At 38.5% G+C, this 12384-nt stretch carries 10 protein-coding genes and 2 tRNA genes; 5 read left to right on the top strand and 7 right to left on the bottom strand.

Annotated features, from left to right (window positions below; translation table 11 throughout):
• Positions 1–14: 14 nt before the first annotated feature.
• Positions 15–1079: a GumC domain-containing protein gene (locus ACYVM0_RS16055; protein ID WP_460558493.1), complete on the top strand. Its 1065-nt coding sequence runs from the start codon at positions 15–17 to the stop codon at positions 1077–1079.
• A 77-nt stretch (positions 1080–1156) separates the two neighbouring features.
• On the opposite strand, the gene ACYVM0_RS16050 is transcribed toward ACYVM0_RS16055, so the two are convergent.
• The 4 genes from ACYVM0_RS16050 to ACYVM0_RS16035 form a co-directional block, all read right to left on the bottom strand.
• The gene (locus ACYVM0_RS16050) at positions 1157–2428 is read right to left on the bottom strand and encodes an ABC transporter permease (RefSeq protein WP_460558491.1); all 1272 of its coding nucleotides are present in this window, start codon (positions 2426–2428) and stop codon (positions 1157–1159) included.
• 64 nt (positions 2429–2492) lie between these two features.
• A complete protein-coding gene (locus tag ACYVM0_RS16045; protein WP_460558489.1) occupies positions 2493–3425 on the bottom strand; it encodes an ABC transporter ATP-binding protein in 933 nt (310 codons plus the stop codon).
• Between the two features lie 128 nt (positions 3426–3553).
• Positions 3554–5131: an NAD(P)/FAD-dependent oxidoreductase gene (locus ACYVM0_RS16040; RefSeq protein WP_460558487.1), complete on the bottom strand. Its 1578-nt coding sequence runs from the start codon at positions 5129–5131 to the stop codon at positions 3554–3556.
• Positions 5132–5283: 152 nt separating this feature from the next.
• Positions 5284–5673, bottom strand: coding sequence for a DUF3127 domain-containing protein (locus ACYVM0_RS16035; RefSeq protein ID WP_460558485.1), 390 nt, complete (start codon positions 5671–5673; stop codon positions 5284–5286).
• 619 nt (positions 5674–6292) lie between these two features.
• Here ACYVM0_RS16035 and dnaA point away from each other — a divergent pair.
• Positions 6293–7726, top strand: a complete 1434-nt coding sequence (dnaA, locus tag ACYVM0_RS16030; protein WP_430986456.1) for a chromosomal replication initiator protein DnaA — start codon at positions 6293–6295, stop codon at positions 7724–7726.
• A gap of 314 nt (positions 7727–8040) precedes the next feature.
• Here the strand turns inward: dnaA and ACYVM0_RS16025 are convergent, their stop codons facing one another.
• The 3 genes from ACYVM0_RS16025 to ACYVM0_RS16015 form a co-directional block, all read right to left on the bottom strand.
• Positions 8041–8295: a GIY-YIG nuclease family protein gene (locus ACYVM0_RS16025; RefSeq protein ID WP_460558482.1), complete on the bottom strand. Its 255-nt coding sequence runs from the start codon at positions 8293–8295 to the stop codon at positions 8041–8043.
• A 62-nt stretch (positions 8296–8357) separates the two neighbouring features.
• A tRNA-Pro gene (locus tag ACYVM0_RS16020) sits at positions 8358–8432 on the bottom strand.
• Between the two features lie 70 nt (positions 8433–8502).
• Positions 8503–8591 (bottom strand) — tRNA-Ser (locus tag ACYVM0_RS16015).
• 234 nt (positions 8592–8825) lie between these two features.
• Here ACYVM0_RS16015 and ACYVM0_RS16010 point away from each other — a divergent pair.
• The 3 genes from ACYVM0_RS16010 to ACYVM0_RS16000 all read left to right on the top strand — a co-directional run bounded on the left by ACYVM0_RS16010 (position 8826) and on the right by ACYVM0_RS16000 (position 12301).
• The gene (locus tag ACYVM0_RS16010) at positions 8826–10283 is read left to right on the top strand and encodes a CoA-acylating methylmalonate-semialdehyde dehydrogenase (protein ID WP_460558480.1); all 1458 of its coding nucleotides are present in this window, start codon (positions 8826–8828) and stop codon (positions 10281–10283) included.
• Positions 10284–10392: 109 nt separating this feature from the next.
• On the top strand, positions 10393–10785 hold the full coding sequence (locus ACYVM0_RS16005) for a GxxExxY protein (protein WP_460558478.1): 393 nt from the start codon (positions 10393–10395) through the stop codon (positions 10783–10785).
• A 172-nt stretch (positions 10786–10957) separates the two neighbouring features.
• Positions 10958–12301 carry a PLP-dependent aminotransferase family protein gene (locus ACYVM0_RS16000; RefSeq protein ID WP_460558476.1) on the top strand — a complete coding sequence of 448 codons (1344 nt, stop codon included), beginning with the start codon at positions 10958–10960 and terminating at the stop codon, positions 12299–12301.
• Positions 12302–12384: the final 83 nt, after the last annotated feature.

Raw genomic sequence — 12384 nt, 5'->3', positions numbered from 1 at the left:
TAATAAACATTCAGATGAACAACATAGAACTTATTAAGCAGGTTGTAAAACGGTTAAAGAAATTCAGCTGGTTAATTGCTTTGATAGCAATAGTATTTGGCGGATTGTTTTACTTCCTGGCAAAGCAGGGAATACCAGTTTATACTTCAAAATCTACAGTATTCCCTTTAAATAGTTCCAGCGATAACAATATTTCGGGTTCTGCAATAAGTAATATTTTAGGATTGTCCGATGCGCCCAAATCTTTTAGTGGCGAAGCCTCTATTAATATTGTGGAGTTGGCTACCAGCCGCAGAACAAGGGAAGCTGTGTCCAGGGCAAAAGTGCCTTCCATGCAAAATAAAACAATTGCCGAGTTGTTGATAGATGAAAATAATAAGCATACCGGCTTTATGCAAAACGAAAAGATTATTGCAGATAAAAAGGATACCTTGAAAATGGTGAATATTGCAAGCAATATTTTACGCAATACGTTTACTGCAAAGATCAATAAGAATGGTATACTTGAATTGTATTACAGCAACACCAACCAGGAGATTGTAAAAGTAGTAAGTTATGTTTTTATTGATAAGATATCAGATTTCTACATTGATCTTAAGAAGAAAAAAGCACAGATTGATTATGAGTTTGCAGTGAACAAAGCTGATTCGCTGTTAAAGGTTTTAAATTTATTGGATGAACATGCCATTAAACTGGATGAGACCACTTTTTTTACCAATAACGAACTGAAGCGTTTTAGTCTGCCTAAGATTAACCTGGATAACGATAAACAAACCGTACAATCGCAATATTATTATGCAGTAAATAACAGGGAGGCTGCTGCTTATAAATTGCAGAAAGAAACGCCGATTATTGAACCTTTAGATAAACCTGAGGGGCCATATGATATGGATGGTAAGTCAACCAAATTATATGCTTTTATAGGTTTGCTGCTCGGGATTTTTATTGGTATTGTGGCTGTAAGCTGGAAGATTATCAGCAATTACCTTAGCGCAGAGTTGAATAAGGCAATAGAAAAAGCAGCAAAACCAAAGGAACAACCATTGGTACAACCGCAACCGGAAGTTGCCAAGCTGTAAAATATTCATTGTATCATGACCAATAAAAAACAGGTTTGCAAAATGCAAACCTGTTTTTTAATTATTGCAGTAATAAGTTATTTGCGAAATGCCCATTTGATCATTTCTTTCCAGCTTGGTTTTTTGCCGTACATTAAAATACCGGTACGATAAATTCTTGCAGCAAACCATGTAGTAAACATAAAACCGGCGATCAGCATTGCCATAGATAAACCCAGTTGCCATAATGGTACTGTATTGGGTACTCCAAAAGGAATACGTGCCATCATTACTATCGGAGAACTAAATGGTATAATACTGGCCCAAACTGCAACAGGGCTGCTGGGGTTTGAAATGGCCGGGGTCATCAATGCAATGGAGAAAATGATGAGCATAGTTATGGGAAAACTCAAAGACTGTGCTTCTCTCATATCTTCATTAATAGCACTGCCGATGGCGGCATATAAAGAAGAATAGAAAAAGAAACCAGCTAACAGGTAGAATATAAAACAGCCTACCACCAAAGGAACGTTAACACTGGTGAAAACGTTTTGTATCTGGGCTACCATTGCAGATGCGGCGCCACCACTGCCCGATGTTTTTCCAACATTGTAAATGATGAAAATACAGGCGATCCATATCAGGAACTGTGTTAACGCCACCATTCCTATACCAATGATTTTACCGATCATTAGTTGAAATGGTTTTACTGATGATACCACCACCTCTGCAATGCGGCTTGTTTTTTCTTCTGTTACACCCATCATTACCTGGCTGCCATATAGTAATAGAATCAGGTACATTAAAAAACCGGATACATAACCGATTGTGGTAGCAATACGTACATTCGCATTTTTGTCTTTTTCGTTATTTAATTTTAGATCAATTGTTTTACCTAGAATGGCTTCTTTGCTGATATCAATACCCAGGCTATCCCGTTTTATTCTGTTCCACATCTGGTTGATCTTTTTTTCGATCGGGTTTAATGCACCAATGCCGAAAGATTTTTTTGTGTTTACCAAAAGACTGTCTACACCGGCTTGCCAGGTAAAATTTTGCGGTACCACAACATAACCATCATAACCCATTGAATCAAAAGCCGCCTTTATTACTTCGGGGCTTACAGCTACTAATTGTATTGTGTTAGCAGTGTCATTGCCGGTAATGGATTTTATCAGGTCCTGCTTAAATAAACCCGACTGATCAACTAAAGCGATCTTCAGATCTTCCCTTGTTTTATCTGCAATATAACCGGTACCAAAAATTAAACCCAGGTATAATAACGGGAAAAGAATAGTACCGATGATGAAAGTTTTTTTTCTTACCCGTGTAAGAAATTCTCTTTTTATGATCAGGATAATTTTATGCATCTTTTGTAAATTGAAAAAGTAAAATGTTGTGATGTATGTGGTAATAAAATAAATGATGTTTTAATCAATTATCCATTGTTTGAAATTGCCTTGCTGTTGGCGTGCCTTCTACCAGCTTAATAAATATATCATTCAATGAAGGCAATATCTCTTTAAAAGAAACTATACCACTACCGCCATTAATAAAATAGCCTAACACATCGTTAGCTTTGTAACCTTCATTGATCTTTACAATAAGCTCGTGTTTGTTGGTATTAATTATTTCAAATGCATTACTATTGACAGAGCCCGGAATATTTTCGAGCTGAAGGCTAAAAAGATTTTCTTTAAAATCCTGTTTTACATTACGCACTGTGCCATCTAATATTTTTTTTCCTTTATTTACCAATACAATATTGTTACAGATCTCTTCTACCTGTTCCATACGGTGTGTACTGAAAATTATAGTAGTGCCATTTTGTGCCAGCCTGTAAATTTCATCTTTTATCAAATTAGCGTTGATGGGGTCAAGGCCACTAAAGGGCTCATCTAAAATTATCAGGTCAGGTTCGTGCAAAACGGTAATAACAAATTGTAATTTTTGTCCCATACCCTTACTCAGGTCCTCTACTTTTTTATTCCACCAGCTTTCCATCTCCAGGCGTTTGAACCATGCTTTAATTTTAATCATCGCATCATTTTTGCTGAGCCCCTTAAGCTGGGCAAGGTATAATGCCTGTTCTCCAATTTTCATTTTTTTATACAAGCCTCTCTCTTCGGGCATGTAACCAATGTATTTGGCATCGTTTTCCGGATCAAACTTTTTCCCTTTTAAATTGATATCGCCGGAATCAGGGTAAAAAATGCCTGTGATCATTCTTATCAGCGTTGTTTTACCGGCGCCATTGGGGCCCAGTAAACCAAAGATGCTTCCTTTGGGAATTGTCATGCTGATATCGTCCACTGCTTTTTGCGTGGCAAAATATTTTTTAAGATTGTGCAGTTCTAAAATATTCATTAAGGGGTGTTTTAAGCGTGAAAGTAAAGGAGCACTAAAATAAATAAAATGCAATTTCAAATACAGCAATTATTATACAAGTGGTAATTTCAACTGCATTAAAGATAGGAATAAAATTTCCGGAGGCTTTATGATTTTAATGCTGCTATCTGAACAGCGATTCTTTCACCATCCATAGCAGCACTTACAATACCACCTGCGTAACCGGCTCCTTCGCCGCAGGGGTATAAATTTTTTATTCCGGGATGGGTAAGGGTGTCGTTATTTCTCGGGATGCGTACAGGAGATGAAGTACGGCTTTCAGTAGCTACTACTACGGCTTCGTTGGTAAAATACCCGGGCATTTTTTTACCAAACTCAATAAAGCCCTTAGCCAGGGAATGATAAATAAAATCGGGCAGCACTTCTTTTAACTGTACCGGTTGCAAACCTGGCTGGTAAGAACAGGCGGGTAATAAAGAAGATGTTTTTCCGTTGCTGAAATCCACCATGCGCTGCGCAGGTGCTACAAATTTTCCACCACCGGTATCAAAACATTTTTGCTCCACCATTTTTTGGAATGCCATTAATGTAAGCGGATGCTTTTCATTGAACATGGAGTATTGCGCATTGCGCATTGAAAATTTCTTCATTTCTCTCACGGCATCCTCCAACTCCACCTGCACCACCATACCACTATTAGCAAACGGGTTATTTCTTTTAGACGGGCTCCAGCCATTTACCACTACTTCGCCTGCTGCTGTAGATGCCGGTGCAATAATACCACCCGGGCACATGCAAAAAGAAAATACACCACGGTTGTTTACCTGTTTTACAAGGCTGTAAGATGCCGGCGGTAAAAAATCATTGCCGGCATTACTTTTATACTGGCAATTATTAATGAGCATTTGCGGGTGTTCGATCCTTACACCCAATGCAAAGGGCTTTGCTTCAATTAGAATATTTTTTTTGTGCAGCAATTCAAAAATATCCCTGGCACTATGGCCTGTGGCTAAAATAAAATCATCAGCAGTAAATGTATCACCATCCGCAGTTTTTACGGATGTAATTTTTTCTTTTTCAATACTACAATCCACTACTTTTTTCTCAAATAAAAATTCGCCACCGCAATCGGTAATTTGCCGCCGCATTGCCGTGATGATATGAGGTAGTTTATTGGTGCCGATATGTGGGTGTGCTTCGTATAAAATTTTTTCTTCGGCGCCAAAGCGCACAAATAAATTCAGTATCCGGTCTATATCACCACGTTTATTGCTACGGGTGTATAATTTACCATCGCTGTAAGTGCCGGCACCGCCTTCGCCAAAGCAATAATTGCTTTCGGGATTAATAATGCCTTCCTTGTTCAATGTTGCTAAGTCCCTGCGTCTTGCCCTCACATCTTTGCCTCTTTCTAAAATAACGGGTTTAATGCCCTTTTCAATTAATTGCAATGCGGCAAATAAGCCTGCTGGCCCTGCACCAATGATCACTACTTTTTTTTCAGCGGTACTAACATCTTTAAAATAAAAGGGCTGAATATCTCTTTTATGAAAAGGTTCATCAATAAAAGCATTTACTGTAAGATTAATCCAAATGGTTTTAGCCCTGGCATCTATTGATTTTTTGAGAAGGTGAAAACCCGTAACAAGGCTTTCTTTTTTGCCGCAGCTACCGGCAATTCTTTTTTTGATGATGGATTCATCTGCTGCTTCTGCAGGAAGCAATTTGAAAGAAATTTTTTGTTGCATGCCCCTGAATCCCCTGAAGGGGACTTTGAAGAGAATGAAAATTTTTCATTCTCTTCAAAGTTTATAGATTTAATGGTTGAATATTTAAAAACTATTTTACTCCAAGTTGCCCTTTGGGGGCGGAGGGGCTAAAATGGCAAATCATCTACTGCATCCGGCGGTGCAGAAGAAAATGTATCCAGGGGTTCCAGGTATTCATTGTCTGTTTTAGCAGTAGTGCCAGGTTGTAAAATCTGTTCAATTCTCCAGGCATCCAAATTGGTGATATAATTTACTTTGCCATCTTTTTCCCACTTACTGCCTTTGATATTAAAGTACACTTTTACATCGTCGCCGATGTTCACCCTGTCTACAATGGCTGTTTTATCCTGTACACACTGAAATTTTACATAATTGGTGATGGTGCGGCCATTGATATCCTCTGTTTTTTCAACCGCAAATTCCCGTGTTTTAAAAGTCTCTGTACGTTGAACGATGTCGTATTTGGCAACTAATTTGCCTGTTAATTCATAACTCATAATGATAATTTAATATGCCAAAAGTAATTCTATTTATTGATAAAATTTTTATTCGCTATTTTCTTTGCTGTTAAAAAAAATAACTACCTTCCTTTTGTATTTCGTCTTAACCCTCAGCTAAAACCAGCATATTCTTTTTTCAGGAAAAAATAGTAGGATTTGTGAGATTGGTAAACCCCCTTGCCACCGGGAAATTTTTGTGTGAACGGGATAGTACCGGATAGTTTGTGTGAAAAATAAAATAATCCCGAGCCATAAAGAAAAAAAATGCTGTAAAAAACTAAAACGATTGCCTGCAGTGCTTTTCAAGGATAAGTAAGCCGAAAAAATGACTGGCAGAATAACGATATGCAGGATGAAACCAGTGTGTTTTTTAGATACTGAACGGCGATAGGGTTTTAAGAGGGTTCAACCAAAAAAAATGTCAAAATCCAATACTGTGATTATTGCGAAAAAAACAATTGAATAAAAAATTTTTTTTTCAATAATTTATTCGATATTCGCTGTCCTGCTAAAAATTAATTTTCATTTAAAACTGAAACTGATTTTGGTAAGAAAATCCCCCGGAAAATAATATTCTTAAATCAACATAAATTCTAAATTGCTTAAGTAAGGACTGATGGATAAAGCGTTTGAAAAAGTTTGGGCTAATTGTTTAGAGATCATCAAAGACATTGTTGAATGGCAACATTTCAAAACGTGGTTTGAACCTATTAAGCCGGTTGCACTTAAAGAAAAAATATTAACGATCCAGGTACCAAGTCAGTTTTTTTATGAGTACCTTGAAGAACATTATGTTTCGCTTTTAGCAAAAACATTAAAAAGAGAATTAGGAAAAGAGGCCCGTTTGGAATACAGAATTATGGTGGATAGCGGTAACAGCAAAAATAAGCCGCTTACGATGGATGTTCCGGGCCATGGTTTTAAATCATATTCAAATAATGAAATGGATTTTCCGCTCGTAATAAATAATCCTGTTAAGAACCCATTTGTAATTCCGGGGCTTAAAAAGATGCAGATTGATCCGCAGCTGAATCCTGCTTATACATTTGATGCATTTATAGAGGGGGATTGTAACCGTGTTGCCCGCCGTGCCGGTAAAACCGTTGCCGAAAAACCGGGTACCACTTCTTTTAATCCTTTAGTAATTTATGGTGGTGTTGGTTTGGGTAAAACGCATTTGGCCCAGGCAATAGGCAATGAGGTAAAAAGATTGCACACGAATAAAGTAGTGTTGTATGTCAGCTCAGAAAAATTTATCAATCAGTTTATAGATCATAGCCGTAACCAGGCCATCAACGATTTTATACATTTTTACCAGTTAATTGATGTATTGATCATTGATGATGTACAATTCTTCAACCGGGCAGAAAAATCGCAGGAAGCTTTTTTTGCAATTTTCAACCATTTGCACCAAAGCGGTAAGCAACTGATCTTAACCAGTGATAAGCCTCCAAAAGACCTGGAAGGTGTGCAGGAAAGATTACTAAGCCGTTTCCGCTGGGGATTAAGTGCCGATTTGCAGGTGCCCGATTACGATACCAAGATTGAGATACTGGAAAAGAAAATGAAGAATGACGGGCTGGATATGCCTCGTGAAGTTGTAAAATATATAGCTTACAATATTAATAGTAATGTAAGAGAGTTAGAAGGTGCATTAATATCATTATTGGCACAATCTTCGCTTAATAAGAGGGAAATAGACCTCGAATTGGCTAAAAAAGTATTAAGAAATTTTGTAAAATCCTCCAGTAAGGAAATCACCATCGATGCCATCCAGAAAATGGTATGCGAATATTTTGATGTGCCTTACGATAAGCTACTGCAAAAGACCCGTAAAAGGGAAATTGTACAGGCAAGGCAGATCACGATGTTCCTGTCTAAAGCTTTTACTAAAAACTCATTAAAAACTATCGGCGAACATTTTGGTGGCCGCGATCATACCACTGTAATTCACAGCTGCCAGACAGTAAAAGATCTGATGGATACGGACAGCCTTTTTAAAGAAAGTGTATTGGAGCTTCAGCAGAAAGTGCAATTGGCAGCTATGTAAGTAAATAGTGTATCAACATAATTGAATCCAGATCCGGCAACGGGTTTGGATTTTTTGTTTGATTTCATTACACAATTGACTTGTATACAATAAAAGTTCAAGATCAGGGCTGTTCTGCAGGATGGTAAAATTTGAACTTGCGAACTTATCTATACGAATCGGGACAGGAAAATCGGGGGACACTATTTCAGAAAAATATTCCTGACAGTTTACCCAATAAAAAAGCCCCTCAATAAAAATTGAAGGGCTTGGGTTGTTCTGTCGGGATGGTTACGCCCCGAAGCGTGACGACCTTCCCGCCTCAAAGCGGGACGCTATAATTCAATTTGAATGTTATTATCTAAAAGGAATCTTCTGATCCCTCTTTTTTTTATTTTGACCTCCAATTGCATAGCCGTCGATTTATCGACACATTCAATTGTGAAAATTAATTTCCATGGCAAGCCGGCTTTAGTGCTTAAGCTTTGGCCACTATTATGCCTTTCTAAACGATCTGAAATATCATTAGAAACACCAACATAATATCTTTTTAATTTGTCACTATACAAAAAATACACAAAGCAAGGCATAACAGAAGATTTTGAACATAAAAAAGCCCCTCAATAAAAATTGAAGGGCTTGGGTTGTTCTGTCGGGATGGCAAGATTCGAACTTGCGACCTCCTGGTCCCAAACCAGGCGCGATAACCGGGCTACGCTACATCCCGAACGAAAAATATTTGCTGGGGTTTATTGGGAGCACCCGAACAATGTAAAAAGTTAATAAGAGCTTTTTTGCGGAGAGGGTGGGATTCGAACCCACGGTACAGTTTAACCCGTACGACGATTTAGCAAACCGTTCCTTTCGGCCACTCAGGCACCTCTCCTAACCTGCCCAAACCTTTACCATTTAACCGGTATTGTTTAAGGGGTGGCAAAAATACAATTCCGTACGGTATTACCCAAAACTAAATGCATTTTTAATGTAAATAATTTTCAGCGTGGCTAAAGGTGCTTATTTAATTTACTTTTTTGTTCTATACAAGCCCAACCGGCAGCTTTGTTTTAAATAAGGCAGTTTCATTTATTTTCTTTAATTTATGGTTAATTAAAATGTGCATATGAAATACGCCCCGCTAAAAAATTATATCAACGGAAAATTTGTTGATAGCGCCGCTTCCAGGGTAATGGAAGTGATTTCTCCCATCGACGGCAATTTGTTATCCACCGTGCCCATGTCATCAACAAAAGACCTGGATGACGCGGTGAAAGCTGCCAAAGCCGCTTTTCCTGCATGGAGTAAAATGCCCATTAAAGAAAGAGTACAGGTTTTCTTTCGCTATAAAACTTTATTGGAAAAGAACCTGGAAGCGCTGGCACAATTATGCAGCGAAGAAAATGGCAAAACATACAGTGAGTCTGTTGCTGAAATAGAAAAATGTATTGAACTGACAGAATTTGCCACTTCTTTACCACAATTAATTACCGGTGAGTTACTGGAGGTAAGTAAAGGCGTGGAATGCAGAACAGAACATGTGGCATTAGGGGTGGTAGCTTCGATAGTACCCTTTAATTTTCCCGCCATGGTACCAAACTGGACGATGCCGAACGCCATTGCATTGGGCAATTGTATGATTATGAAACCATCAGAAAAAGTGCCGTTGAGCTGCGGACGATTGGCCGACCTTTTAAAAGAAGCCGGTTTACCCGACGGCGTTTTTAATATTGTACATGGCGATGTGGAAATTGTAAATGCCATCTGCGATCATCCGGGTATTGAAGCAGTTTCATTTGTGGGGTCAACTAAAGTGGCCAAGATTGTTTATCAAAGAGCCACCTCCAATTATAAAAGATGTTTAGCGTTAGGCGGCGCAAAAAATCATCTGATGGTTTTGCCCGATGCCATCCCCGGCATGACGGCACAAAATGTTGCTGCCAGCATGAGCGGTTGTGCAGGGCAGCGTTGCATGGCTGCCAGTGCAATGATCGGCGTAGGCAATGTAGATGCCATCATTGATAAGATTTGTGATGAAGCCAGGAAAATTATTCCCGGTGAAAATTTAGGCGCTGTTATCAGTAAAGAAAGTAAAGCAAGGATTGAAAAATTTATCGGTGAAGCAGAAAGGGATGGCGCTAAAATTTTAGTGGATGGCAGAAATACCATCGTTGCCGGAAAAGAAAACGGTACGTATGTTGGCCCTACAGTAATTGATTTTGTAACACCAACCATGAGTGTGGCTACGGAAGAAATTTTTGGCCCGGTGATTTCCATCATGCGAACGAATACGGTTGATGAAGCGTTGGCTATTGAAAATGCCAATCCTTATGGCAATGCGGCCAGTGTGTTTACCCAGAATGGTGGTATGGCGAGGTATATAATCGACAGGGCCAGTGCCGGTATGATCGGTGTGAATGTGGGTGTACCCGTACCACGTGAACCTTTTAGCTTTGGTGGCTGGAACGAAAGTAAATTTGGTGTAGGTGATATTACCGGAAAAAGTTCGATCGGGTTTTGGACGAAGTTGAAGAAGAGTACGATCAAGTGGAATGCGGAGGCTGGGGTTAATTGGATGAGTTAGGCGGGAACACGGATTGGACGTTGAACGGATGTGAAAGGGATTTTTTGCTATGCAAAACTTTGGATGCTTCTTTTTTTGAAGACTGATTTTTTGAATAATTAGATACCTGATGAAACACGAAGAAATTACCGAAAAGATTATTAAGGCATTTTATAAGGTTTATAATACGCTTGGGTACGGATTTTTAGAAAGAGTTTACGAGAATGCCATGTTTATTGAATTAACTGCTATGGGATTTAAAGTTGAAAAACAGAAGAAGATATTAGTTTATTACTTTGGAAATATTGTTGGTGATTATAACGCCGACCTGATTGTTGAAGAAATGGTTACGGTAGAATTAAAAGCGAATGAAATTCTGGTTGGCGAAAATGAAAACCAATTAATAAACTACCTGAAAGCTACAAGTATAGAAGTGGGATTGTTATTGAATTTTGGAAAGAAGCCACAAGTAAAAAGGAAGATATTTGATAACGATAAGAAGCCGATGTTACAAAGTAAATAATTCGTGAAGCACTTATTTTTTGTAAAAAAAATAGAACACGGATACCGGAAATCGGATGAATTTAAAGGGATAAAACAATAGGTTTAATTTATCCCGATTTTCTGTGTAACAGAAAAATATCCGTTTCCCATCCGTTGAAACCGTGCAATCCGTGTTCTGAAAAATAAAAATTATGAATACAAAAACATTATCCGAAGCAACTGAAATTATTCAAGATAATCTTGATTACACATTATTCTCCTGGAGTAAACAAAAAGGTATTGCGCCTATTGCTGTAAAATATGCTGAAGGGGTTTACCTGCATGACTATGATGAAAAAAGGTATATCGATTTTTCGTCGGGGTTGATGAATGTGAATATTGGCCATGGCGATCAGCGTATAACCGATGCTGTGGTAAAGCAAATGCAGGAAGTAAGTTATGTTACCCCAAGCTGTGTAACAAAAGTGAGGGGAGCGTTGGGGAAGAAGCTGGCAGAGATTTGTCCGGGAGACCTGAACAGGTCATTCTTTACTTTATGTGGAGCCACATCAATAGAGAATGCGATTAAACTAGCAAGGCTGTATACGGGCCGCCATAAAATTATTACCCGTTATCAATCTTATCATGGCGCTTCTATAGGTGCCATGGCTGCCAGTGGCGACCCACGCAAATTGCCGGTAGATGCACAACAGGCACCTAATTTTGTGCATATTGATATCCCGGTTTTATACCGTTGGGAATATGGCGAAGAAAAATTATTGAAAGAAACCGTAGCACAATTAGAAAGAGTGATTGCTTATGAAGGGCCCGGAAATATTGCCGCTATTTTATTGGAAGGTGAAAGTGGTTCATCCGGTTGTTTAAAATACCCGGTGGGTTATTTAAAAGCGGTAAGGGCGATATGTGATAAGCATGGCATACTGTTAATTATGGATGAAGTGATGAGTGGTTTTGGAAGAACGGGTAAATGGTTTGGATTTCAAAATCATGATATCATTCCTGATATGATTGCAATGGCGAAGGGATTAACCTGCGGGTATTTACCTTTTGGTTGTTTGCAGGTGAGTGATAAAATTGCAGCTAAATATGATGATGCCATGTTGCCACTTGGATTAACGTATTCTGCACACCCGGTTAGTTGCGCTGCAGCTTTAGCCACTTTAAAAATTTATGAGGATGATAATTTAATTGCCAATACTGTGGCTATGGGGAAATATATGGAGCAGCAGGTGGAAGCAATGAAAGCCATCCATCCTTCAATTGGCGAATTCAGGAATACTGGTTTATTAGGTTGCATAGAATTAGTGAAGAACAGAACTTCCAGAGAACCCATGGCGCCTTTTAATGCAAAGCCTGACGAAATGGAAGTGATGAATAAAGTGGCGGCTAAAATTAAAGAACTGGGTATGTACACATTTGTAAGATGGAATTATATTTTTACTGCACCACCACTGTGTGTTACTAAAGAGCAAATAGACGAAGGGTTGGCGATAATAGGTGAGGCGATAAAAATTGCGGATGCGGCAACAAAATAATTTTGCCCAAAGCAGTAAATAGCAAAGAAATACATAAGAAAAATTAGGGGCCTTATTTCGGTTACGCCTTTACGAAAAAACCA

Source organism: Ferruginibacter profundus (assembly GCF_054783275.1).
Note: the sequence above shows the minus strand (reverse complement) of the source record. Positions and strands in the feature narration are given on the sequence as shown.